This is a genomic window from Nitrosococcus watsonii C-113, assembly GCF_000143085.1.
In the GTDB taxonomy this organism is placed as follows: domain Bacteria; phylum Pseudomonadota; class Gammaproteobacteria; order Nitrosococcales; family Nitrosococcaceae; genus Nitrosococcus; species Nitrosococcus watsonii.
In genome coordinates this window covers 237,533-261,180 of sequence record NC_014315.1, presented here as the reverse complement: position 1 = coordinate 261,180, position 23,648 = coordinate 237,533, and the positions used below count along the sequence as shown (strand labels likewise).

Annotated in this window: 21 protein-coding genes; 9 read left to right on the top strand and 12 right to left on the bottom strand. The window is 49.4% G+C overall.

The window, feature by feature from the left end; translation table 11 throughout:
* The first annotated feature begins 256 nt into the window (after positions 1-256).
* Positions 257-1,072 carry an LOG family protein gene (locus tag NWAT_RS01215; RefSeq protein ID WP_013219330.1) on the top strand — a complete coding sequence of 272 codons (816 nt, stop codon included), beginning with the start codon at positions 257-259 and terminating at the stop codon, positions 1,070-1,072.
* Entirely contained in the window at positions 1,073-1,882 is an 810-nt protein-coding gene (gene kdsB, locus NWAT_RS01210) for a 3-deoxy-manno-octulosonate cytidylyltransferase (protein ID WP_013219329.1), read from the top strand.
* On the opposite strand, the gene NWAT_RS01205 is transcribed toward kdsB, so the two are convergent.
* Positions 1,879-2,157, bottom strand: coding sequence for a hypothetical protein (locus NWAT_RS01205; RefSeq protein WP_013219328.1), 279 nt, complete (start codon positions 2,155-2,157; stop codon positions 1,879-1,881). The genes kdsB and NWAT_RS01205 overlap by 4 nt on opposite strands.
* 107 nt (positions 2,158-2,264) lie before the next feature.
* Here NWAT_RS01205 and NWAT_RS01200 point away from each other — a divergent pair, with 107 nt between their 5' ends.
* The gene (locus NWAT_RS01200; RefSeq protein ID WP_041350825.1) at positions 2,265-2,813 is read left to right on the top strand and encodes a low molecular weight protein-tyrosine-phosphatase; all 549 of its coding nucleotides are present in this window, start codon (positions 2,265-2,267) and stop codon (positions 2,811-2,813) included.
* Between the two features lie 131 nt (positions 2,814-2,944).
* Here the strand turns inward: NWAT_RS01200 and NWAT_RS01195 are convergent, their stop codons facing one another.
* Positions 2,945-5,239, bottom strand: coding sequence for an Rne/Rng family ribonuclease (locus NWAT_RS01195; RefSeq protein ID WP_013219326.1), 2,295 nt, complete (start codon positions 5,237-5,239; stop codon positions 2,945-2,947).
* A gap of 1,004 nt (positions 5,240-6,243) precedes the next feature.
* Between NWAT_RS01195 and NWAT_RS01190 the strand changes: the two genes are divergently transcribed.
* Together NWAT_RS01190 and sppA are read left to right on the top strand one after the other, a co-directional pair.
* A complete protein-coding gene (locus NWAT_RS01190; protein WP_013219325.1) occupies positions 6,244-7,218 on the top strand; it encodes an RluA family pseudouridine synthase in 975 nt (324 codons plus the stop codon).
* Between the two features lie 100 nt (positions 7,219-7,318).
* Positions 7,319-8,296, top strand: coding sequence for a signal peptide peptidase SppA (gene sppA / locus NWAT_RS01185; protein WP_013219324.1), 978 nt, complete (start codon positions 7,319-7,321; stop codon positions 8,294-8,296).
* Positions 8,297-8,389: 93 nt separating this feature from the next.
* Here sppA and NWAT_RS01180 read toward each other — a convergent pair whose 3' ends face one another.
* A complete protein-coding gene (locus NWAT_RS01180) occupies positions 8,390-9,655 on the bottom strand; it encodes a 6-phosphofructokinase (protein WP_013219323.1) in 1,266 nt (421 codons plus the stop codon).
* A 307-nt stretch (positions 9,656-9,962) separates the two neighbouring features.
* On the opposite strand from NWAT_RS01180, the gene NWAT_RS01175 reads away from it, so the two are divergent.
* Genes NWAT_RS01175 through NWAT_RS01165 form a run of 3 tightly spaced genes read left to right on the top strand, consistent with a single transcriptional unit; the run spans position 9,963 to position 11,864 of the window.
* On the top strand, positions 9,963-10,616 hold the full coding sequence (locus tag NWAT_RS01175; RefSeq protein ID WP_013219322.1) for an adenylate kinase: 654 nt from the start codon (positions 9,963-9,965) through the stop codon (positions 10,614-10,616).
* A gap of 10 nt (positions 10,617-10,626) precedes the next feature.
* Positions 10,627-11,511 (top strand): PfkB family carbohydrate kinase, encoded by an 885-nt coding sequence (locus NWAT_RS01170; protein WP_013219321.1) that lies wholly within the window; start codon positions 10,627-10,629, stop codon positions 11,509-11,511.
* Positions 11,508-11,864: a Rieske (2Fe-2S) protein gene (locus NWAT_RS01165; RefSeq protein ID WP_013219320.1), complete on the top strand. Its 357-nt coding sequence runs from the start codon at positions 11,508-11,510 to the stop codon at positions 11,862-11,864. Before NWAT_RS01170 ends, NWAT_RS01165 begins: the two co-directional genes overlap by 4 nt.
* Positions 11,865-11,906: 42 nt before the next feature.
* On the opposite strand, the gene argJ is transcribed toward NWAT_RS01165, so the two are convergent.
* The 3 genes from argJ to NWAT_RS01150 form a co-directional block, all read right to left on the bottom strand.
* Positions 11,907-13,124, bottom strand: coding sequence for a bifunctional glutamate N-acetyltransferase/amino-acid acetyltransferase ArgJ (gene argJ, locus NWAT_RS01160; protein ID WP_013219319.1), 1,218 nt, complete (start codon positions 13,122-13,124; stop codon positions 11,907-11,909).
* Between the two features lie 53 nt (positions 13,125-13,177).
* The gene (secA, locus tag NWAT_RS01155; RefSeq protein WP_013219318.1) at positions 13,178-15,889 is read right to left on the bottom strand and encodes a preprotein translocase subunit SecA; all 2,712 of its coding nucleotides are present in this window, start codon (positions 15,887-15,889) and stop codon (positions 13,178-13,180) included.
* A 178-nt stretch (positions 15,890-16,067) separates the two neighbouring features.
* Complete coding sequence (locus NWAT_RS01150) at positions 16,068-17,015, bottom strand: M23 family metallopeptidase (RefSeq protein WP_013219317.1); 948 nt, start codon at positions 17,013-17,015, stop codon at positions 16,068-16,070.
* Here NWAT_RS01150 and NWAT_RS01145 point away from each other — a divergent pair.
* Positions 17,008-17,502, top strand: a complete 495-nt coding sequence (locus NWAT_RS01145) for a DUF721 domain-containing protein (RefSeq protein ID WP_232420175.1) — start codon at positions 17,008-17,010, stop codon at positions 17,500-17,502. The genes NWAT_RS01150 and NWAT_RS01145 overlap by 8 nt on opposite strands.
* Before the next feature lie 20 nt (positions 17,503-17,522).
* Here the strand turns inward: NWAT_RS01145 and lpxC are convergent, their stop codons facing one another.
* From lpxC to murB, 6 genes are all read right to left on the bottom strand, one after another.
* Positions 17,523-18,437 carry a UDP-3-O-acyl-N-acetylglucosamine deacetylase gene (gene lpxC, locus NWAT_RS01140; RefSeq protein ID WP_013219315.1) on the bottom strand — a complete coding sequence of 305 codons (915 nt, stop codon included), beginning with the start codon at positions 18,435-18,437 and terminating at the stop codon, positions 17,523-17,525.
* A 130-nt stretch (positions 18,438-18,567) separates the two neighbouring features.
* On the bottom strand, positions 18,568-19,725 hold the full coding sequence (gene ftsZ, locus NWAT_RS01135; protein ID WP_013219314.1) for a cell division protein FtsZ: 1,158 nt from the start codon (positions 19,723-19,725) through the stop codon (positions 18,568-18,570).
* A gap of 61 nt (positions 19,726-19,786) precedes the next feature.
* The gene (gene ftsA / locus NWAT_RS01130; protein ID WP_013219313.1) at positions 19,787-21,022 is read right to left on the bottom strand and encodes a cell division protein FtsA; all 1,236 of its coding nucleotides are present in this window, start codon (positions 21,020-21,022) and stop codon (positions 19,787-19,789) included.
* Positions 21,015-21,815 carry a cell division protein FtsQ/DivIB gene (locus tag NWAT_RS01125; RefSeq protein ID WP_013219312.1) on the bottom strand — a complete coding sequence of 267 codons (801 nt, stop codon included), beginning with the start codon at positions 21,813-21,815 and terminating at the stop codon, positions 21,015-21,017. The genes ftsA and NWAT_RS01125 overlap by 8 nt, the downstream gene beginning before the upstream one ends.
* Positions 21,805-22,755: a D-alanine--D-alanine ligase gene (locus NWAT_RS01120; RefSeq protein WP_013219311.1), complete on the bottom strand. Its 951-nt coding sequence runs from the start codon at positions 22,753-22,755 to the stop codon at positions 21,805-21,807. The genes NWAT_RS01125 and NWAT_RS01120 overlap by 11 nt, the downstream gene beginning before the upstream one ends.
* Entirely contained in the window at positions 22,752-23,648 is an 897-nt protein-coding gene (gene murB / locus NWAT_RS01115; protein WP_041350824.1) for a UDP-N-acetylmuramate dehydrogenase, read from the bottom strand. The genes NWAT_RS01120 and murB overlap by 4 nt, the downstream gene beginning before the upstream one ends.

Genomic DNA, 23,648 nt, shown 5'->3' with positions numbered 1-23,648 from the left:
CCTCTCAAGCCCTGCTGCGAACAAATAGCTCATAATTTAACCCCCACGGAAAGCGCTTAATATTTTAAGTATGAGATAATAAGGACAATCGCTTAATTCACTTTAATACTGGTTTTCCACCAAATACCTGGCATTCGGCAATTTTTTAAATCCCTGCCGTGAGCACTTTACGGAGCCTTCATTTGGATTAGAATTTAGGATAAATTATTGTTTTCGCTTATAATCTATAACAGTCTCAAGGATTAGCCCACCTATCATGCCCCAAAAACGCCGCCCTTTACCAGAAAGCTATCGGAATGAGGAATTTCTCTCCAGCCGCGAGGCGCGATCACTTCGGATTCTTTCCGAGTACTTGGAGCCTCAACGCCGTTTCGCGCGCTATAAGGTAGACGATACCGTGGTTTTCATGGGTTCGGCTCGCACTCTTCCACAAGCACAAGCTGAACAGGCACTTAAGGAAGCCAAAGAAAGCAAAGGTGATATCAGTAAAGCAGAACTACAGCTTGAAATGTCGAAATACTATGAGGCTGCAAGGGAATTGGCGCGCCGCCTAACGGAATGGTCCAAGGCATTAAGCGATGAGGAACGGCGTTTTGTAGTATGCACGGGGGGCGGGCCAGGGATCATGGAAGCTGCTAACCGAGGAGCCTCCGAAGCAAAGGGGATGAATATTGGGTTAACCATCTCCATCCCCATTGAGGAGTTTGATAACCTCTATATCACTCGCGAACTTTCCTTTCACTTTCACTATTTTTTTATGCGCAAGTTTTGGTTCGCTTATTTAGCAAAAGCCATTATCGTCTTTCCAGGTGGATTTGGCACGCTTGATGAATTATTTGAACTCCTCACTCTAATGCAGACCGGTAAAATCCGCAAACACCTTCCTATTATCCTCTTCGGAAAGGCCTACTGGAATGAAGTTATTAATTTTAATGCTCTGGTCCAGTACAGTAACATTGATCCCCAAGATTTAGATTTATTTTATCAGACTGATTCGGTCAACGAAGCTTATGCCTTTCTCATCGATCATCTCGCCCGGTATGCAATTGAGGAGCGAGGAGCAATTCTTTAAATGTCCTACAAAGTCATTATTCCCGCCCGTTATGGCGCTAGCCGCCTACCAGGTAAGCCACTGCTCGATTTAGCGGGTAAACCCATGTTGCTGTATGTTGTGGAAAAAGCTCAGAAAAGCGGTGCTGGAGAAGTCTTGGTTGCCACTGATGATAGGCGTATAGAAGCAATTGCCCAAGGCCATGGTGTACAAGTCTGTATGACCTCAATCCAACATGACTCTGGGACTAACCGCTTGGCGGAAGTAGTAACGCATAAAGACTATCCAGATCAAACCATTATCATCAATGTTCAGGGTGATGAGCCTCTTTTACCTCCTTCGCTGATTGCTCAGACAGCAGAAGACCTAGAGACCCATCCCGAGGCGGATATTGCTACCTTATGTGTACCTATTGCTAACCAAGAGGAGTTGTTTGATCCTAATATCGTCAAAGTAGTTCGGGATACACAAGGCTATGCCCTTTACTTCAGCCGGGCTCCCATTCCTTGGGCAAGAGAAGACTTTGCCGCTAAAACCACTGAAAGCAGTTGGCCTACCTCCTGTCCTTATTATCGCCATATCGGACTTTACGCTTATCGCGCGGGTTTCTTACGGCGCTATCCCCGACTTCCTGCCTCCCCCTTGGAACAGGCCGAATGCTTGGAGCAATTGCGGGTTTTATACCATGGAGGTCGCATTCATGTGGCTATCGCCGGTACAATTCCTCCTCCAGGGGTGGACACCCTGGCTGATTTGGAACGGGTGAGGCAACTACTAGCCCAAGAAAAAATTACAACTAAAAATGAAGCACAATCCAGCGATATTATTTAAGGAGAGGATAACAAAGGTAAAACTCCCAAGGCCAGGAAGGCGGGACTTATCCGGCCGGATGAATCTTGAACATTAACTTCTAAGGTTTGCGGCGCTCGGCGGCGCGCCTTGCCAAACTGATCAGGTTGGATTGCCTGATGGCAAACTGCTTCCTGCAGCACCAGTATGGGGCCTTCCTCTAAGACCTCAATAATTCGGCAAGGAATTCCTTGATACTGGACTCGGCAGCCAATAAGGTGCCGTAGGCAAGTAACGGTGATGGGAGGGGGAATCATCAGTGATGCAACCCTTTAGGAGGTGTTTTTACAGCGGCTTTGCATTAAAAAAACGCCTCCCGTGTTTGAAACCTAATTTCATTTTTAACTTTTAAAATCGTATGAAGATGATGGTTCTAAAAGAATGGCTCCAGGGCAACCAACAACCAGGGCTTCGCCCCCCGGAGAATAAGATCGGAGTACTTTTTGTTTGTATGGCTAACTTCTGCCGTTCCCCCATGGCTAAGGGTCTCTTCCAACAATTAGTAACGCACCATCGTCTTAACCAGGCCATTTTTGTTGATGCTGCTGGCACCCACGGTCACTTTGCTGGGGAGCGTCCAGATCCGCGGGCTCGGGCATGCTGTCGGCGGCGTGGTATTGATATCGATCGCTACCGCGCCCGGCAAATTCAACCTATTGACTTCATAAATTTTGATTACCTGATTGCCATGGACTGCTCGAACTTAGCTATATTACAAAAGCTAGCACCCAATAATAACCAAACAGAAAAAATCCGATTACTACTTGAACTTGCCCCTCATTTAAAAAGACGAGACGTGCCCGATCCCTATTATGGCCCCCCCAGCGAATTTGAGGCGGTCTTGGACCTCATTGAGGAGGCTGCTCATAGCCTCCTCAATGAAATTCGCCAACGGCATTTAAGCCCCCCTTAACCCCTTCAAGCTAATACTCGCTTCTTATTCCATTACCGTGGAAAAATCGTATTTTTCTATTACTACCCAAAAGGGAAAAATTGGCTCCCGCTTCCCCCTTGGCGTACTCTGTAATTTCGATGCTTGTATCGTTATAGCGGCTCTTTCACGGCGGCTACCCGCTCCCCCTCAGCGCCTACCTTGGTCGGTCCAGAGGATTCCGGTTCCTGGGAAATTCCTTCTCGGCTTTCTTCCAATGGAGCCTTTTTTCTATCAGAAGCCGTCTCTTCTGGAGATGATTTTGGGGAAGTTGTTAACGCCGTTGAAGAGGATAAGGAGTCTCTTTCGAGATGCTGCGCTTCTTCTGGCCGCTTTGCTTCTCCCTCTTCTTTTCTACCGCTGCCGCGGCGATATCGGCCAGTGGCATTGACGCGGCGGCGTCGGCCTCCCCGTCGGCCTCGGGCAGTCGTCCTTGAAGATGGGGCGGCGGAACTCTCCGTACCGTCTTGCATATCCTGAGTTTCCTTCGCTTCCGATGCCACCTGCCCGCTCTCTGCCTCAGAAGAAAGGCCAGTAGTGCTCTCATTGCCCTGTGTGCTTTCCTTACGATTGGGCTGCCGACCTGAACCGCGTCGCCCTCTACCTTGAGAACGCCCGCGGCGGGGAACCGCACGCCCCCGTTCACCCGCTTCTTCAGAAACTACTTTTGTTTCTTGAGTCACCCCTTCTGCCACACCTAATGCTTGGTTCCCATCCATGAATGTCGTCCAAAAACGCCTTAAAAAATCAGGCTGGGCTTCTGTGGTTACCGGTTGGGGCTCAGGCGCAGGAAATAAAGGGGAACCTGCTCTAACCAAGGGCTCATCGGGGATAGCGCTAGGTGGTAAAAGTGCTGGCTTTTTGGGATTGGGCTCATTTGCCATCTGGTAACTTTGCATCTCAATCCGTTTATCCATTCGACTCTCCCCTTTCCTTGCGTCTTTAATACGCTCAATCTCAAAAGTCGGGGTTTCCAGATGAGAATTAGGAACTACAAACAAGTGAGCCCCGTATCGCTTTTCAATGGCGGCAAGGTTAGCCCGCTTTTCATTGAGCAAAAAGGAAGCTACCGAAATAGGAAGCTGGATCACCATACGGGCAGTCTTTTCTTTAGCTGCCCCTTCTTCGATAAGGCGTAAGACTGATAGCCCCAGAGATTCCACTCCCCGGACTTGGCCCCGACCATTACAACGCGGGCATACTACTTGATGGGCCTCCCCTAGGGAGGGCCGCAATCGCTGCCGCGACATCTCTAACAGCCCGAATCTGGAAATACGGCCTATTTGCACCCGCGCCCGATCCTCGCGCAAACACTCGCGCAACCGATTTTCAACCGCCCGTTGATTGCGCAGCGGCGCCATATCGATAAAATCGATAACGATCAATCCCCCTAAATCACGCAGCCTTAGTTGACGTGCTATTTCCTCAGCAGCCTCTAGGTTAGTGGAGAGGGCCGTCTCCTCAATATCCTCGCCCTTATTTGCCCGCGCTGAGTTAATATCAATGGTGGTCAAAGCCTCGGTATAATCGACGACAATCGCGCCACCCGATGGCAGTGCAACCTCATGCTGAAACGCCGTCTCAATTTGAGACTCGATTTGAAAACGGGTGAAAAGAGAAACTTTGTCTTGGTAAAGCTTGAGTTTGCGCAGCTCAGGGGGCATTACTTGGCGCATGAAATCATAGGCCCGCTGGTAAACATCTGGCGTATCAATAAGAATCTCGCCTATATCCAGGCGGAGGTAATCCCGTAATGCACGAATAATAACATCACTTTCCTGATAGATAAGAAAAGGCGCGGGCTGCCCCTCAGCGGCCGCCTGGATAGAACGCCAAAGATGGAGCAAGTAATTAAGATCCCATTGTAATTCCTCAGCGTTTTTGCCAACGGCGGCAGTCCGCGTAATAAGACCCATGCCTTCAGGAATTTCAAGCGTACGCATTGCTTCCAGTAGCATGCTTCTCTCTTCTCCTTCGATCCGGCGTGAAACCCCGCCAGCCCTAGGGTTATTAGGCATCAAAACGAGATACCGCCCAGCTAGGCTAATAAAAGTAGAGAGCGCCGCCCCTTTATTGCCTCGCTCTTCTTTTTCTACCTGAACGACTAATTCTTGTCCTTCTTTAAGCACTTCCTGGACTTTAGGGCGATCTCCAGGTTCTCTCTGGTGGGATTGAAAATAACTACGCGTCACCTCCTTAAGGGGCAAAAACCCTTGGCGATCAGCGCCATAATCTATAAATACAGCATCTAGACTTGGTTCGATTCGGGTAATCTTACCCTTGTAAATATTGGCTTTTTTTTGCTCCCGAGCCGGATTTTCAATATCTAGATCTTGCAGGTACTGGCCATCGACCATTGCTACTCGCAACTCTTCCGCATGAGTCGCATTAATAAGCATTCTCTTCATGTGTCTCGTTCCTTAATTTCTGCGCATATTTACACCCTCAGCCAACTTCCTGCCTATTCAAAAATTCAAATACATCAAGCTTATATAATAAGCAGCAGCCATGCTGCGGGTACTCGCGAGAGAAACGAGAATAGCGATCAAAACGCTAATTTTAGTATGAGGGTCTATGTGCTCGGGCCTAGAAAACTTCACAATTTAGGACATAATTAAAGACCGGGCAACCTAGTCTGTTGATAATATAATTAAGATACCCGCCCCCTATATCAGATTTCTTCCCATTGAGACAAAAGAAGTAGACCAGTGTACACGTACTTCATGTCCTTAGTTGTGCGACTACTAGCCATCCCGTCTCTGTAGAGACGGCTCCACCTCACCTGTCCACCCATCGGCAAAGTTGCTCCGCCAGAAGCCCTCACCACTCTGCACATATATGAATAATATGAGCGGGGAGAATATCAATCATTTTTTCAAGCACGGCAATAGCCTTTGCTCGTCCACATTTCGCTTATTTTCTAAGCCCGGAAAAAGCGGGATCGCCCGAACTTTCTTATCATAAATCGTGACCCAGCTTTTCACCACAAGAACCTCAAAAAATCTACTCGTTACTCTACGCAAAACCTTGTTTTACTGCTGCAGCCTAGACACTCTTCCATCAGAGTTAGAATCGGCGCAGCCACAACAATTCTTCATTATATTCTACTAACAAGTGGCTGATATATGACTTATAGGGAGCTGCCCCGGCCACTCGGACCCCAAAAACCTAATCCCCTTACTAATTAAATTAGTCAAACACCACATATAAAAATATATCCCTTCTCACCGGTGGGCAGCCACGCCATCCGCATCCAAAATATACTTGGACAAGTCTTTTTTAAAACAGTGCCTTCAAACTACCCCCTTTACTTATACACGCAACTCGCGGGCGGTGAATTAACTCTTCGCAATATATCAGGCTGTTCCTTAAGCATCAAATAGGTGTATTCCTTGGTATTATAACTAGGCTTATGAATACTGTGAAAAAACCGCCGGCAGCTCAAGTCCGCATCCTGGAAATACACCTAGAGCAGGTAGGTCAGCGGATCGACAATTTTTTATTCTCCCATCTCAAGGGGGTTCCCAAGAGTCGAATTTACCGTTGCCTCCGCCGAGGAGAGGTCCGGGTTAATAAATCTCGCATCACTAGTAGCTACCGCCTACAACAAGGCGACCAAGTCAGAATTCCGCCACTGCGCGTATCTCATCCCCCCCTTAAGAGACCGATAGCCCACTTCCTCTTATTCCTGATTAAAAATAGCTTATTGTATGAGGATAAGGAACTGCTCATACTCGACAAACCAGCTGGAATCCCAGTTCACGGGGGAAGTGGTGTAAGCTATGGAATTATTGAGGTGCTGCGGGCTTTACGTCCAGAGGCGACTTTTTTGGAGCTAGTACACCGTTTAGACCGGGAAACTTCAGGTTGTCTCATGATAGCCAAAACCCGCGGCACCTTGCTGACGCTCCAAGCAATGCAGCAAAAACAGCTTATCCACAAACGCTATCTTGCCCTCGTTAAAGGGCGCTGGCGAAAAAATGTCCAGCGGGTGGACTTGCCCCTGCTAAAAAATATATCACGTTCAAAAGAACGAATAGTTAAGGTAAGCCCAGCAGGAAAGCCTGCCGCTAGTCGTTTCTACCCCAAGCTGTTTTATAGGGATGAAGCGACTCTTGTAGAGGTTGCCTTAGAAACCGGCCGCACTCATCAGATAAGGGTACACGCCACCCACCTTGGGCATCCTCTCGGCGGCGATGAAAAATATGGTGATTCCACCTTCAATAAGCGGTTACGATACTTGGGACTGCGTCGGCTATTTCTCCATGCTAGCCAACTCATCTTCACCCTACCCGAGGGGAAAAAAACGATAAAGACGATTGCTCCTCTACCGGAGGAATTAAATGCTGTCATGGAAGCATACGCTATCAAAATCGGAACTAAATAACTTCGAACTGAAAAGCGGTAAATGTTGCAACTTTTATTTTTAATGATATTAGCCCCCTACGATTAACCCTGTTAGCCTAACTTTCGTTTATGGAGACTCCATGTCAAACCAAGATGCACCGACAACCGATCTAAGCAAAACGCAGGAAATCCAACGCAACTGGGAGCGAGACGTCCTGGAACGTTTGGCTTTTAGCGCGCTTAAAGAACAACGGCGGGCACGTCGTTGGAGTATTTTTTTCAAAATACTCTTTGCGGCCTATTTACTTGCTCTCTTACTGCTTTATCTTCCCAATGGGCTTAGCGCTCCAGGAATAACTGCCCCCCACACCGCCTTAGTGAACATAGAAGGAATCATTGGCGCCGACTCGTTTGCAAATGCGGAAAATATAAAAAAAGGACTAAAAGCCGCCTTTGAAAACGAGCATATCGCGGGGTTAATACTGCATATCAATAGTCCTGGAGGCAGCCCAGTTCAGGCAAGTCAAATCAATGACCAAGTTCATCAACTGCGCAAAAAACATCCTGATATTCCTATCCACGCCGTTATTACAGACATCTGCGCCTCGGGAGGATATTACATTGCAGTAGCGGCGGATCAAATTTATGCGGACAAAGCAAGTATCGTGGGTTCCATTGGTGCTCTAATCAATAGTTTCGGCTTCGTGGAAGCTATGGAAAAACTAGGGATTGAACGGCGCCTCTTTACTGCAGGCGACTATAAAGGCTTTCTTGATCCATTCTCGCCTATGAAAGAATTCGAAGCCCAACATATCCAAAAGATGCTAGACAATATTCAAAAGCAATTCATTCAAGTTGTAAAAGACAACCGCGGAGATCGACTCAAGAACGATTCTTCCCTATTCACCGGCTTGGTCTGGACAGGCGAGCAAGCTATCGATCTAGGTTTGATTGATGGCTTGGGAAACAGTAGCTATGTGGCCCGCGAGATTATAGGAGCGGAAAAAATTATCGATTACACCCCCAAGCCTAAACTCCTAGATCGTTTCTCTCGCCAGCTTGGAGCTACCTTTGCTAATATGCTGTCCGGCTTCACCCTTGCGGCTAGTACAAGATAATCAACAAAGACAGGATGCACGAAAAGAAATACCCCCGCGGATAAAACTCCCCGGGGGGACTATAAAATTTACCTCCATGGAGAACTTCAGCGTTCAGCGTAAGGTAAATGCTTCCTTGAGTTTCTTCTCAACCGGAACATTTTTGAGCTCAACATAGTCGGGTAATCCATTTTTATAGGGAGGATAATCTTCTCCTTGAATTAAGGGAGCAAGGTAGCGCCGCCCCTCTTCCGTAATACCAAACCCTTCTTGAGTGATATAGCTTCGGGGCAGGGTTTTCTCCACATTGGCTACGTCCTTTAGGGGCGCTGAACCAATCTCCCAACGATAGGGATCGTGAGAGGCGCGGAGGATAGTAGGCATCACCGCATTTTTACCTCTGATGGCGAATTCTACAGCCGCTTTGCCCACCGCATAGGCTTGCTCCACATCCACCTGGGAGGCGATATGCCGTGCTGCCCGCTGCAAATAATCAGCAACCGCCCAATGATATTTATAACCCAACTGCTCTTTCACCATCCGGGCAATAAAAGGAGCTACCCCACCCAGCTGGGCATGGCCGAAGGCATCCCGCGACCCGGTTTCAGATAAAAATTGGCCTTCCTGGTTACGAACACCTTCCGAAGCTACCACCACGCAATAGCCATAATCCTTGACGCTGGCATCCACCTTCTCTAGGAATTGCCCTTGCTCGAAGGGGATTTCAGGAAATAAAATGATGTGAGGAGCGTCTCCTTCCCGCTCTGCTGCTAGCCCGCCCGCAGCGGCAATCCAACCTGCATGGCGTCCCATCACTTCAAGGATAAAAACTTTTGTCGAAGTTCGGGCCATGGAGACCACATCCAAGGCTGCCTCTCGCACTGAAACTGCCACATATTTCGCTACAGATCCAAAACCCGGGCAGTTATCAGTAATCGGCAAGTCATTATCGACGGTCTTAGGAACCCCAATACACGTGATGGGATATCCTAGCCGCTCCCCAAGCTGGGAGACTTTGTGGGCGGTGTCCTGAGAGTCGCCACCGCCATTATAAAAGAAATAGCCAATATCGTGTGCCTTGAACACCTCAATCAGACGTTCATACTCAGCCTTGTTTTCCTCGAGTCCCTTGAGTTTATACCGGCAAGACCCAAAAGCTCCTCCCGGCGTATGCCGTAAAGCAGCAATGTCATTATTGCTGTCCTGGCTGGTATCGATAAGATCTTCGGTTAAGGCCCCAATGATGCCATTACGCCCGGCATAAACTTTGCCAATGACCTCCGGATGCTGCCGCGCCGTTTCAATAACGCCGCAGGCAGAAGCATTGATAACCGCAGTCACGCCGCCAGATTGAGCATAAAATGCATTCTTTTTGGCCATCCTTTATTCTCCTTAATTGATTAACAACAAAACCTTTTATCCACTAAAAGTATGGATTGTAAGCGTTAGGACGCCGAGAATGCCCATATTAGACCAAGTGGGCCTTTTAATCTTGCCTTTATACCCTGCTTGCCGGCTCCTAATTCTCTCTCCGCTCCAGCTAATTGACTCCTATCGCCCAGCACGGTAGCGTAGCAGCTTTTTGAGTCCCAGTCTGAAGATTAGTAAGTTAGATTAAAGAATAATAAATTTCTTAATACTTACTTCTACACTTGATTTAAAGGGGCTATTTCGAGGCGCATTTATTATGAGAACAGTGTTACTTGGCGCTCCAGGTTCTGGCAAAGGTACCCAGGGTGAGCACCTATCCCAACAATATAATATCCCTCAGATCTCTACTGGAGACTTGCTGCGTGCTGCTGTAACCGCTGGTAACGAGCTGGGAAAACAGGCAAAAGCAGCCATGGAGGCGGGGGAATTAGTATCTGATCAAATTGTCATCGGCATTATTCGGGAACGGCTAACCCAGCCTGATGCCGCTAAAGGCTATATCCTCGATGGGTTTCCCCGGAATTTTGCCCAGGCCCAGGCGCTCGATGAGGTGCTGGCCGTTCTAGAACAACCTCTCCAGGCCGTAATTCTGCTGGATGTGGAATTCGAAGTGCTAATGAAGCGGCTCACTGGGCGGCGCACTTGCCAAGCCTGCGGGGCTATCTACAATATTTATTTTTCACCACCCCAAGTGGACCAACGTTGTGATAAATGCAGCAGTGATCAACTCGTTCAACGCTCGGACGATAACGAGGAGACCATCAGCAACCGCTTACGGGTTTACGAAGCCCAAACCGCTCCCCTGGTCGATTATTACGAAGCTCAAGGTAAACTATACAGGGTTAATGGCGCCGATGATATCACTAAAATCGCCAAAAACATTGGAAAAATTCTAGAAACCGTTAAATAACAACTAACCGATGGCCAAGATACTCGGTATCGGAACCGCCACCCTTGATATTATTAACACCGTTGAATATTATCCTACAGAGGATGAAGAACGCAGGGCTTTATCGCAACGCCGCTCCGTGGGGGGGAATTGCCCTAATACCCTTACTGTTCTCCAACAGCTCGGCCACAAATGCGCTTTCGCAGGAATCGTAGCGGATGACCCCGACGGACAGTTCATTGCCCAGCAATTGAAACTGGAAGGTATCAAGGTAAATAATTGCCGGGTTGCGAAAGGAAAGACACCCACATCCTATATTACCTTAAGCCGCGCTACAGGCACCCGTACAATTGTCCACTATCGGACTCTCCCGGAGTTTAGCTTTGCCGATTTCGCAAAGATTAAGCTCTCTGCTTTCGATTGGCTCCACTTTGAAGGCCGTAATATTACGGAAACGCTTCGTATGCTAACCTTCGTCCGGGAAAAACTTCCATCCCTTCCCTGGTCAGTAGAGATTGAAAAACCCAGAGCCAATATTGAAAATCTTTTTGAGGGCGCCACTATTTTATTATTCTCCCGCCATTATGCAGCTTACCACGGCTACGCAGAGGCTCAAACCTTTCTCCAGGAATTACACTCATCCCTGCCCCATACTGAGAAAGTCTGCGCTTGGGGCAAGGAGGGAGCCTACGCTCTTGGTGATGGAGGGGAGATAAAACACGCACCAGCTTTTTTTCCACCCCAAGTAGTAGATACCCTGGGCGCGGGAGATACTTTCAACGCGGGGTTTCTTGATGCCCGTCTGCGCAACCACTCTCTGTCTGAAAGTCTTGCTTTGGCGTGCCAACTGGCTGGCCGTAAGTGTGGCCAGCAAGGATTCAAAGACCTAGGAAACCAGCAGCAATCAATACGATGACAGAGACTTCACCCCTATTTTTATGCCACTTGGAAGACCTTCCAGAGTGCGGCACCCGCGGTTTTACCCTTGACCAGCAGGAAATTTTTGTTATTCGCCAAGCTACCCAGCTCTGGATCTACCTAAACCGCTGTCCCCACACGGGAGTGACTCTCAACTGGCTCCCTCATCAATTCCTCGATTTGGAAGGACAATATATCCAATGTGCAACTCACGGGGCCTTATTCCGGTTTCATGATGGCCTCTGCTTGGCTGGTCCCTGTCCTGGAACTCGCTTAGAACCGATACCATTTAAGCTGATCGGCAACAAACTCTATCTCACCGATACGAAAAAGATGTCTGCTCATTCCTAGATTTATGGTGCTAACTTCCCCAAGCATATGCCTATCCGATCATCAACTGCGGTATTCAGCATTAATTTTTACATAGGCAAAAGAGAGATCGCAGGTCCAGATTTGCACACGGGAATCCCCCCTGCCTAACTCCACCTTTAAGGTGATATCATCCTGAGCCATGACTGTTCGACCCTGCTCTTCGGTATACTCGGGATGAGGAACGCCCCTGTGGATCACGCAAACCTCACCTAAATAAAGAGAAACGCCTCTTATTTCAAGGTCAGGCACTCCGCTGCGCCCTATAGCAGCAAGAATCCGGCCCCAATTGGGATCGCTAGCAAAGCAGGCGGTCTTGACCAAAGGAGATTGAGCAATCGTATAAGCTACCTGCTCGCATTCTTGAATATTCCTCCCTCCAGTCACTTCGATCGTAATAAACTTAGTCGCCCCTTCTCCATCCCGAACAATAGCCTGGGCCAAAGATAAACATACCTCGCTCACTGCCTGCTGCAAGGCGGCAAAAGCCGGGTCCTCAACCGTGGCGATAGAAACCTCACTTTGCCCCGTGGCCAGAAGGACACAGGCGTCATTCGTGGAAGTATCACCATCGACGGTAATGCGATTAAAGCTCTCTGCCACTCCTCGGGCGAGACAACGCTGTAATACTTCCTTAGAAACCCGAGCATCAGTCGCTAGAAAAGCCAGCATAGTAGCCATATCAGGTCGGATCATACCGGACCCTTTAGCAATACCCGTGACGGTTACTGGGTGACCTTGATAGATAAAATGGACGGAGGTACCTTTGGGTGTGGTATCGGTAGTCATTATGGCATGTGCTGCTGCCAACCATCCCGTCGACGAGCACGCTTGCCAGGCTTGAGGTAATACGGCTTGTATATGGGAGACTGGTAGCCGCTCACCAATGACTCCCGTAGAAAAGGGAAGAACCGCCGTGGAAGCCACTCCACCCAGTTCGGCCAAAGTGGCGCAGCAGGTCTCAGCATCTACTATTCCCTGGATGCCGGTGCCCGCATTGGCATTGCCCGCATTAATCAAGAGAAAGCGCGGAGAGTTTCCAGCTAAATGACGACGAGCTACGATTACAGGTGCGGCACAAAAGACATTACGAGTGAAAACAGCGGCACAGGTACTGCCCTCAGTCACTGTTATTATCGCTAAATCAGGACGATCGCGGTAGCGAATTCCCGCAGCCATCGCCCCCAGCTCAACTCCTGCTACCGGTAGCAATGCTTGCAAGTGCTCAAGGCCAGCAGCCATCAGCTTCCTTGCATTCAAATAAGAATGGCTTTATCAGCACGCAATTCATTACTTCAATTCAATTTACCATGGCAATGCTTGTATTTCTTTCCCGAGCCGCAGGGACAAGGCTCATTACGACCTACTTTTCGGCCATCCCTGACATAAGGCGTCTTGGATGGAGCCGTCGAGGACTCTGCTTCGCCAGAACTGTCCGCCATCGCGCTTGCCGCTGCATGCTGGTATTCTACTGCGCTGGCAGCACGGCGTTGATGCTCCACCGCCTCCACATCAGCCTCGGTACGCACCTGCACCTTGGAAAGGAGCGCAATGACATCATGCTTAATCCGCTCCAGCATCTCTTGAAATAATTCGAAAGCCTCTCGCTTGAACTCCTGTTTAGGATTCTTTTGGGCATAACCGCGCAGATGAATACCCTGGCGTAAGTGGTCCATCATTGCAAGATGTTCCTTCCATTGGGAATCCAATACCTGTAGCATGGCTGCTTTCTCAAAATGACGCATCACTTGGGAACCAACCAAGGTTTCTTTTTCCCCATAAGCGTCTTCCATCGCTTCTATAATACGTTCCCGCAAGGTCTCCTCGTGGAGCCCTTCATCGGCCTCCAGCCAACCGGCAATATCCACCTCAAGACCGAATTCACTCGCCAACCCTTCCTGTAATCCCGGAATATCCCATTGTTCGTCAATACTCCCCGGGGGAATGTACTGGCTAACTAGAGAGTGAATGACGCCCTGGCGAATGCCTTGGACCATGTCCGAAACATCCTCTGCCGCCATCAATTCATTACGCTGCTGATAAATCACCGTACGTTGATCATTGGCCACATCATCAAACTCTAGCAATTGTTTGCGGATGTCGAAGTTGTGACCCTCAACTTTACGCTGGGCATTTTCGATAGCACGGGTGACCCACGGATGTTCAATGGCCTCCCCCTCATCCATGCCTAACCTTTGCATCAGGCCCGAGATACGTTCCGAGGCGAAGATGCGCATCAGGTTGTCTTCCAGGGATAGGTAAAAACGAGTGGAACCCGGATCCCCTTGGCGCCCGGATCGCCCTCGAAGCTGATTGTCAATACGGCGTGATTCATGGCGTTCAGTACCAATGATATGCAGTCCTCCCGCTGCCACAACCTGGTCATGGGCTTCTTGCCACCGGCGCCGTACTTCTTCCTTTTTTGACTTATCAGCATTCTCGTCTAGGGTCGCTAATTCCGCATCCAAGCTACCGCCAAGTACAATGTCGGTACCGCGGCCCGCCATGTTAGTCGCAATAGTAACCGTGCCAGGCCGGCCAGCCTGAGCGATGATTTCAGCTTCCTTCTCATGAAATTTAGCATTGAGCACTCGGTGTTCAACTTTTTCTTTTTTAAGCAGCCCCGAGAGATGTTCGGAGGTCTCAATGGAAGCAGTCCCCACCAGGACAGGCTGACCGCGGGTGTGGCAATCCTTGATATCTTCAATAATAGCCTGGTACTTTTCTTCTGCAGTTAAATAGACCTGGTCCCCATGGTCAACCCGGACCATGGGAAGGTGAGTAGGGATAACCACAACCTCTAGGCCATAAATCTGTTGGAATTCATAGGCCTCAGTATCCGCCGTCCCGGTCATTCCCGCCAATTTCTCGTAGAGGCGAAAATAATTTTGGAAGGTAATAGAAGCCAAAGTCTGGTTCTCACTTTGGATGGACACCCCCTCCTTGGCTTCCACCGCTTGATGAAGCCCCTCCGACCACCTTCGGCCAGGCATGGTGCGGCCCGTAAACTCATCCACGATCACCACTTGATCATCCTTAACGATATAATCAACATCCTTATGGAAAAGTACATGGGCCCGCAAGGCCGCATTAAAATGGTGCATCAAACCAATATTGGCGGCATCATAGAGACTTTCACCTTCCTGCATTAGGCCCGACTCAAGCATAACTTGCTCCGCGTGCTCATGTCCCGCTTCAGTCAAATATACTTGGCGTGCTTTCTCATCCACCGTGTAATCGCCCGGCCCATCTTCCCTTTCTTGATTCTTTAAACGGGGCATAAAGACATTGATTTGCCGATAAAGTTCGGAACTCTGTTCCGCGGCACCGGAAATAATCAGAGGAGTACGGGCCTCGTCAATCAGAATAGAGTCGACTTCATCCACAATGGCATAGTGCAGTTCCCGTTGTACCTTTTCCTCCAAACTAAACGCCATATTGTCGCGCAAGTAATCAAAGCCGAACTCATTGTTAGTGCCGTAAGTAATATCCGCCAGGTAAGCGTCTCTTCGGGCACTAGGGTCCATATTGGAAGCAATAACCCCCGTGGAAAGTCCCAAAAACTGGTAGAGCGGTCCCATCCATTGAGCATCGCGCTGGGCCAGATAGTCATTCACCGTCACCACATGAACCCCTTTGCCAGGCAAAGCATTAAGGTAGGCAGCCGCGGTGGCTACTAAAGTCTTACCTTCCCCTGTGCGCATTTCGGCAATCTTGCCATCATGAAGCACGATACCACCCAAAAGCTGGACATCAAAATGGCGCATGCCAAGAACCCGCTTACCCGCTTCCCGAACCGCAGCAAAGGCTTCAGGTATGAGTTCATCTAAATTTTCATCCGCGGCAAGCCGATCCCGGAACTGGTCGGTTTTAGCCTGTAGCTGTCCATCGCTAAGCGCCGTAAATTCCTGCTCTAAAGCATTAATTTGCGCCACGACTTTATTCATGTTTCGCAACAAGCGATCATTGCGGCTGCCAAATACCTTGCTGAGTAAATTAGTGACCATAACTGTTGATGATATAGAATTGATTCTAAGGTTATAAGGTGGGTACTGAGCTCGATATTAAGGGACAATTAAGACTAAACCAACTAACCTCGGGCAAGAAAATTATCCAAAAATCCGCCTTGCTTTATATCTGCTGAAAACTCTCAATTGTAACAAACAACGCCGCTCAACTCTTGCTTCAGCTATCTTCCACTGCCCTGACAAATTGGAGAGGGTCTACCGTACGCCCCCCATATAAAACCTCGAGGTGGACATGAGGTCCCGTTGAGCGGCCGCTAGACCCCAATAAAGCAATAGCTTGCCCTTTGACAATATGCTCGCCCACTTGTACTAAATTCTTCCGGTTATGAGCATAACGGGTCACGTAACCGTTACCATGGTTAATTTCAACCATCCTTCCGTATCCCGAACGCTTCCCTACCCAGGTTACAACACCCGCAGCCACAGCTAAAACCTTGGTGCCTGCTTTACCGGCAAAATCAACCCCACTATGAAACTCCCTTCGACCATTAAAGGGATCAGTACGATACCCGTACCTAGAAGAAAGCCAACCCTGGTGCAAGGGGCGACCCGCCGGTAAAGCCGCTTGCTGCATATCCCATTCTAGCAACATAGTCTCTAGTAGCCGCAGCTGCTGCTGACGATCAGTGATTTCTTGTGCTAATTGCCCCATAGTTGCCAAAAAATCGCTAAGCTTTGGTATATCTCCTATGCGAGATTCTGGCCCGCCCATAGCGGGCGGATGAGTGAAATCGAATTCTCCTTGCTCCAGATCCGCATATACGATGAGACGCTGTCCCAAGGCATTCAGGCGAATCACATTCGCTTGGAGATACCCAAGCCGCTGAGCAAGGACACCAAGCCCTTCCTCAGCCTGCTTGGTTGTCGCTGCTAACATTGCCTGCTGCTGCGCCAATCTCGTCTGCCACTCCTTGGTCAGTATCTGCATTTGGGCAAGCGATTCCTGCTGTACAGTAAATTGGGTTCTAATACCAAAACGGTAAGCCCCGTACACTGTTAGCAATAGGAGTGTTAATATTAAAAATAAGCAGACGAAGAAAGCACGGGTACCCAGATGGATACAATTTCGGCTTTTTGACGCTGTGGGAAGGATGATAATGTCCATTTTTTCCTTATATCTTGATATCAATCTAGGAATATTGACGATGCGAATTACCCCATCCATTAACAAGGTACTCAAGTCCGCCGAGGGGAACTTGCAACGCCTGCTTACCCGAACCAAAATCTTACAACGGTTGACCTTTGAAGTTCGTCAATGCCTGCCGCAAGCCCTATCGCCCCGCTGCTTAGTCGCCAATATCCGGGATAACCGCCTCATTATGTATACCGATACCTCAGCCCAAGCTAACCTTCTACGCTATTATATGCCGAATATTATCAAACACCTACAGCAATGTCAGGAATACCCCGACCTTCGTAGAGTCGTAGTAAAAGTGCGCCCTCCCACTCCTATTTTATCTTTTCCCCAAGAGCAGCGTCCTCCTGCCCTTTCCCAAGAAAACGCGGCTTTACTCCGTAATACAGCAAGAAGAATAAAAGATTCTCATCTTAAATCGGCCTTTTTACGCTTATCCTTAAAATCCAAGAAATAAGGTCCTGAGATGATCCAGCTTTATGCTGCCGTTAAAGGATGGGTGAAAAGAATAGGAGTGGTGGCCTCATCATCTTCAAAGGTGACGATTTCCCAAGCAGATTTATCCGCCATCAGCGCGCAAAGTAATTTATTATTTAAGGCGTGGCCCGATTTATAACCACTAAAGGCCCCAATGAGGGTATGACCAAGCAAGTAAAGATCGCCAATGGCATCTAGAATCTTGTGGCGGGCAAATTCATCCTCATAACGCAGACCATCTTCGTTGATTACCCGATAATCATCCACTACTACCGCGTTGTTCAGGCTACCTCCTAGCGCCAGATTAGCTTCTCGCAAGCGCTCGATGTCTTTCATAAAGCCAAAGGTTCGCGCACGACTCACCTCCTTCACAAAGGAGGTAGAAGAAAAATCAATTTCAACCCCTTGCGGACGACCCTTGAATGCCGGGTGATCAAAATCAATGACAAAGGAAACTTTGAAGCCATCAAAAGGCTCAAAACGAGCCCACTTATCCTCTTCCTCCATGAACAACGTCTTTTTTATCAGGATAAAGCGCTTGGGTGCCTCTTGCTGGACTATTCCCGCAGACTGTATTAAAAAAACAAAAGGACCCGCGCTTCCATCCATGATAGGAACTTCAGAAGCATTCAGATCCACGTAAGCATTGTCAATACCTAAGCCAGCAAAAGCCGATAACAAGTGCTCGACCGTAGCAATGCGCACCCCCTCCTTGACGAGGGTGGAAGAAAGCGTGGTATCTCCTACATTCTCTTCCCTGGCTTTTATTTCCACCGGGGGATCTAAATCAACTCTGCGGAAAACGATACCGGTATCCACCGCTGCCGGCCTTAACGTGAGATAGACAATATCCCCAGTATGCAATCCTACCCCAGTAGCACGGATGGCATTTTTAAGTGTACGTTGTTTTATCATGGTAAATTATATTTCCTTTAACCAATAACCTATCGGGCCAAGCACTTGCCGGGGAGATAACGAAGGATCCATACCCACACGAACCCAATAATGGCGGTGCCCCCTATTAAAATTGGACTGGGTTGAAACATCAATCGGCCTGTCGGCGCAAAAACGCCGGAACATCTAAATAATCCATGCTAGAATCGCTGCTCGTTGTGACTGGATCTCGCGATGAACCATGGCGGATAACGGTAGGCTTATCCAAAGTATGATAATCAACAGGTTCTTCAAGTTCAGACTGCTGAGAAGAAATCTGCGCAAGACTGATGGGCGCTTTTGTTTGTGTCTCCGGCCGTCCTAGCCCAGTAGCCACCACCGTAACCCGCAGTTCATTTTCCAAGCCAGGATCAATCACGGTACCCACCACAACGGTTGCATTGTCTGCGGCATATTCTTTAACTGTACTTCCAACCTCCTCGAATTCGCCAATAGACATGCTGGGTCCCCCCGTGATATTGACCAGTACCCCGCGAGCACCTTTTAGGCTGATATCTTCTAGCAAGGGACTTGCTACCGCCGCTTCGGCCGCCAAACGGGCTCGTTCCTCTCCCGTGGCGCTGCCGGACCCCATCATGGCCATTCCCATTTCCGCCATGACGGTGCGAACGTCGGCAAAATCCACATTAATCAAGCCAGGCCGAGTAATAAGTTCGGCAATTCCCTGCACTGCGCCGAGCAAAACATCATTAGCCGCCTTGAAAGCATTTAACAGGCTAATGCTTTTACCTAGCACCGGCATCAATTTTTCATTCGGTATGGTAATCAAAGAATCAACATACTGGGTTAGCTCCTTAATTCCTTCATCAGCGATGGCCGCACGCTTGCGCCCCTCAAAGGAAAAAGGCCGAGTCACCACGGCGACAGTCAAAACCCCGAGTTCCTTAGTGACTTGGGCCACCACAGGAACGCCGCCTGTTCCAGTACCACCACCCATACCGGCAGTGATAAATACCATATCCGCACCGCTCACTACTTCCATAATCCGCTCCCGGTCCTCCAGAGCAGCTTGGCGGCCAATTTCCGGATCAGCCCCGGCCCCTAATCCTTTGGTGATATTGTTGCCCAGTTGCAGCACTGTAGGGGCGGCACAGTCCTTGAGGGCTTGAGCATCCGTATTGGCAACAATGAAATCGACCCCTTCTATTTTAGCGTCCACCATATGCCGAATGGCGTTGCCGCCTCCCCCACCGACGCCAATGACCTTGATCACCGCACTTTGAGTATATGAATCCATCAATTCAAACATGGCCATTCTCCTTGTCGTTTAAGTTGCTATCATTGATAAGCTGGTCTAAATTCGAGTATTTTTAAAAATTTCCCTGAAACCATCCCCGCACCCTATCCCATATCCCCTGAACGCTTCTCAGCGACCGGCTTCCTAAACCCGGCGTGTAACGATGATGATGTCCGAAAAGCAAAAGCCCTATACCAGTAGCATGTACCGGATTCCTCACCACATCAGGCAAGCCAGCCATATGTTGGGGTATACCGAGTCGTACTGGAGTGTGAAAAACATCCTCCGCCAACTCCATCACCCCTTCCATTTTGGCGCTACCCCCTGTTAATACGACCCCCGCCCCCAGCAATTCCTCGTACCCGCTCCGCTGCAGCTCTTCCAAAACCAACTCCAACAGTTCCCGGTAACGGGGCTCAATGACCCCGGCTAGCGCCTGGCGCGATAATCGCCGTGGAGGCCGATCACCAACACTGGGAACCTCAATGTGCTCATCAGGATTGGTCAATTGAGTCAAGGCACAGGCGTATCTCATCTTAATATCGTCGGCATGCTGAGTCGGAGTTCTCAAAGCCACGGCAATATCATTAGTGACCTGATCGCCCGCAATCGGAATGACTGCCGTGTGGCGAATCGCCCCGCCCACGAAAACCGCGATATCCGTGGTCCCGCCACCGATATCCACTAAGCACACGCCCAACTCCTGCTCATCATCGGTAAGTACTGAATAACTAGAGGCTATCTGTTGCAAGATAATGTCATCCGCTTCCAGCCCACACCGGCCGATACACTTAATAATATTTTGGGCAGCGCTAACGGCGCCAGATACCAAATGCACCCTAGCCTCCAGACGAACCCCCGACATACCGACCGGATCTCGTATCCCCTCTTGGCTATCAATAATAAACTCCTGGGGTAATACATGAAGAATTTTTTGATCGGCGGGAATAGCCACCGCTCGAGCGGCATCAATAACCCGTTCTACATCTTCCGTGGTCACCTCCTTATCACGGATAGCCACAATTCCATGGGAATTGAGACTGCGGATATGACTACCGGCAATGCCAGTAAACACCGAGTAAATTTGGCAACCTGCCATGGATTCCGCCTCATCTACTGCTCTTTGAATAGACTGAACCGTGGAGTCGATATTCACGACTACACCTTTCTTCAATCCACGGGAGGGATGAGAACCAATACCTACTACCTCAATCTCACCTTCAGGATGAGTCTCAGCCACAATGGCGGCTATCTTAGAGGTACCAATATCTAAACCTACAATAAAATTCTTATCGCTACGCTTAGACATCGAATGCCGCCTCACGAACCCATGCGGGCGCCGTATTGCCGTCGTGCCAGGTGATTGCAAAACCATTTGTATAGCGCATATCGACTCGCTTTATATCCTCTCGGTGTAATCGCAACAAATGGGCATAGATTTGCTGAAATCGGGTTAGACGTTGCTTGCTGTGAGCTCGCCCCAAAATCAACTCCATACCGTCTTCGAAAACCACATGCCAATCCCGCCGTTCTCCCAGGGTAAGTTGAACCACCTGCAGCCCAAGAGAGCTCAATTGCGCCTGTATTTTCCCTAAACGGCTCATTAACAATCGTTCGCTATCCGGAGGACCTTGTAATTTTGGCAATCCCTTAGGGAAACTCGCCTCAGGTGGGGTGAAAATCTCGCCTTCAATACTGATTAAAGCATCTTCACCCCAACGCGCCAGAGGTATTTTCTCATGAACTTCAATCTGTAAGCTATCAGGCCAAACTCGGCGTACATTTGCTTGAGCTACCCAAGGTAATTTCTCCACTGCCATCCGTATCGCCTTCAGATTCACGTTAAAAAAGCCACCACTTACGTAATTAGCCGTCACCCTATGCAGTTTTTGTTGAGTCACACGCTTAAACTGCCCCTTGATGCTCACCTGACGCAGGGGCAAAGTTTTGGGATCGGTGAGACGGTTACTTCCCCATACAACTACCGCTACAAGCAACAATGCCAGCAAGCCTCGACCAATCGTCCACCATGGAAAGGCGCGGGGAGGCTGGGAACGACTCGCCCCACGCTGTACTCGGCGGTTTTTTTTTCTACGCGCCATCTTGGAACATTCTCCGTTCCAAACTACTTTCCAGTATCCGCAAAACCATCTCATCGAACCCAATACCCGCAGCTTGGGCTGCCATGGGTACTAGGCTATGATCCGTCATACCCGGCACCGTATTGATCTCAAGCAAATAGGGATGCGCTTTTTCATCACAGCGCAAATCTACCCGCCCCCAGCCGCTAGCCCCAAGGACTTGAAAGGCTTCTAAAGCCAGTGCTTGCAAGACATGTTCTTGCCTCTCCGATAGTCCACAGGGACAAAAATAATGGGTTGTATTAGCATGGTATTTCGCTTCGAAATCGTAGAAAACACGGGGTGTCTCCAAACGAATAAGCGGCAAAACCCGGTCTGCCAGAATAGCCGCTGTATACTCCGCCCCCGATAGCCATCGCTCGGCAAATACCGCTGTATCAAAAATCGCTGCTTCTCTATAAGCAGATTGCAGCGCATCAGTACTTTCCACTTTCATCATCCCCAAGCTTGAACCTTCCCGCGCCGGCTTCACAATAAGGGGTAAACCTAGGTCAGCCGCAATCACAGCGGGATCGGTATCCTCGGTGAGCGCAGAAAAATCTGCGGTAGGCAAATCCATCCCCCGCCAAAGCTGCTTACTACGCAGCTTGTCCATAGTCAGGGCAGACCCCAATACCCCACTACCGGTATAGGGTAAATTTAAAGTTTCCAAAGCTCCCTGGATAACGCCATCCTCTCCCCCGCGTCCGTGCAGAACTATAAAGGCTCGGGTAAACTCCCCTTTTGAGAGCTGCGTTAACACCTCTTTACCCACATCAATTCCATGGGCTTCAATTCCCTGCCTCAGGAGAGCTTGAAGGACGGCGGTACCGCTTTTAAGAGAAATCTCTCGCTCCGCGGAATAACCACCCATCAGCACCGCAACCTTGCCCCAGGCTTTGGCATCAGCCCTCCCTATCATGCCGGCTCTCCCACCATGTGGACTTCCGGGACTAAACTTACCCCCGCCCGCCGAGCTACCGTTTCAGCAACCCATTGAATTAAATATTCAACATCAGCAGCGGAAGCATTGCCTGTGTTTACAATAAAATTAGCATGCCTTTCCGAGACCCGTGCTCCACCAATAGAGGCGCCTTTTAGTCCACAGGCTTCAATCAGCCGCCCTGCCTTATCGTTCCGGGGATTACGGAAAACCGAGCCAGCACAGGGTTGACGAGTTGGCTGGCAACCATTACGCTGCCGCAGTAATCGTCGAATCTGCTGCTGCGCAACCTGACTATTCCCCGGTGTCAGACATAATTCAGCCGCCAGAAACCATTCCCGCTCCGGTCCATGGACTTCCCGATAGCTGACTTGGTATTCTTGAGGCAACCGGCGACGATTCTCACCTCCTACCCCTACCACCTCCACTGCCGTTACCAGCTCCCACATGGCACCGCCAAAAGCACCTGCGTTCATGGCCAGCGCTCCTCCTACCGTCCCAGGAATACCTGCCAGAAACTCCGCCCCTCGCAATCCTTCACGGGCACAGAACTTCGCTAATTTGGCGCAGGGTACCCCTGCTTCCACCCATACTGTGGTGACGGTACGCCGCTCAATCTTGTTTAAAGCTCCCGCAATAGCAATCACCGTACCTGAAATTCCACCATCTCGAACTAATAAATTACTGCCCAGCCCAAGCCAAAATAACGGCTCATCCCTGGGTAAAAAACGAAGAAACGTTATCAAATCATCCCTGCCCGCAGGACGATACAGGCACCGAGCTGGCCCGCCAACACGCCAAGAGGTATGGTTTGCCATAGCCACATGGTGCTGTAGCCGTCCCCGCGCTGAGGGAATACTTACCCCTGCCAT

Bases quoted from the DNA above. Each gene is read 5' to 3' on its own strand.
- NWAT_RS01145 (WP_232420175.1), top strand. From the start codon at position 17,008: ATGTCCATTTTTTCCTTATATCTTGATATCAATCTAGGAATATTGACG.
- NWAT_RS01215 (WP_013219330.1), top strand. From the start codon at position 257: ATGCCCCAAAAACGCCGCCCTTTACCAGAAAGCTATCGGAATGAGGAA.
- secA (WP_013219318.1), bottom strand. From the start codon at position 15,889: ATGGTCACTAATTTACTCAGCAAGGTATTTGGCAGCCGCAATGATCGC.
- NWAT_RS01175 (WP_013219322.1), top strand. From the start codon at position 9,963: ATGAGAACAGTGTTACTTGGCGCTCCAGGTTCTGGCAAAGGTACCCAG.
- argJ (WP_013219319.1), bottom strand. From the start codon at position 13,124: ATGGCTGCTGGCCTTGAGCACTTGCAAGCATTGCTACCGGTAGCAGGA.
- ftsZ (WP_013219314.1), bottom strand. From the start codon at position 19,725: ATGTTTGAATTGATGGATTCATATACTCAAAGTGCGGTGATCAAGGTC.
- murB (WP_041350824.1), bottom strand. From the start codon at position 23,648: ATGGCAGGGGTAAGTATTCCCTCAGCGCGGGGACGGCTACAGCACCAT.
- NWAT_RS01165 (WP_013219320.1), top strand. From the start codon at position 11,508: ATGACAGAGACTTCACCCCTATTTTTATGCCACTTGGAAGACCTTCCA.
- NWAT_RS01195 (WP_013219326.1), bottom strand. From the start codon at position 5,239: ATGAAGAGAATGCTTATTAATGCGACTCATGCGGAAGAGTTGCGAGTA.
- ftsA (WP_013219313.1), bottom strand. From the start codon at position 21,022: ATGTCTAAGCGTAGCGATAAGAATTTTATTGTAGGTTTAGATATTGGT.
- lpxC (WP_013219315.1), bottom strand. From the start codon at position 18,437: ATGATAAAACAACGTACACTTAAAAATGCCATCCGTGCTACTGGGGTA.
- NWAT_RS01170 (WP_013219321.1), top strand. From the start codon at position 10,627: ATGGCCAAGATACTCGGTATCGGAACCGCCACCCTTGATATTATTAAC.
- NWAT_RS01205 (WP_013219328.1), bottom strand. From the start codon at position 2,157: ATGATTCCCCCTCCCATCACCGTTACTTGCCTACGGCACCTTATTGGC.
- NWAT_RS01190 (WP_013219325.1), top strand. From the start codon at position 6,244: ATGAATACTGTGAAAAAACCGCCGGCAGCTCAAGTCCGCATCCTGGAA.
- NWAT_RS01180 (WP_013219323.1), bottom strand. From the start codon at position 9,655: ATGGCCAAAAAGAATGCATTTTATGCTCAATCTGGCGGCGTGACTGCG.
- NWAT_RS01200 (WP_041350825.1), top strand. From the start codon at position 2,265: ATGATGGTTCTAAAAGAATGGCTCCAGGGCAACCAACAACCAGGGCTT.
- kdsB (WP_013219329.1), top strand. From the start codon at position 1,073: ATGTCCTACAAAGTCATTATTCCCGCCCGTTATGGCGCTAGCCGCCTA.
- NWAT_RS01150 (WP_013219317.1), bottom strand. From the start codon at position 17,015: ATGGACATTATCATCCTTCCCACAGCGTCAAAAAGCCGAAATTGTATC.
- NWAT_RS01125 (WP_013219312.1), bottom strand. From the start codon at position 21,815: ATGGCGCGTAGAAAAAAAAACCGCCGAGTACAGCGTGGGGCGAGTCGT.
- sppA (WP_013219324.1), top strand. From the start codon at position 7,319: ATGTCAAACCAAGATGCACCGACAACCGATCTAAGCAAAACGCAGGAA.
- NWAT_RS01120 (WP_013219311.1), bottom strand. From the start codon at position 22,755: ATGATAGGGAGGGCTGATGCCAAAGCCTGGGGCAAGGTTGCGGTGCTG.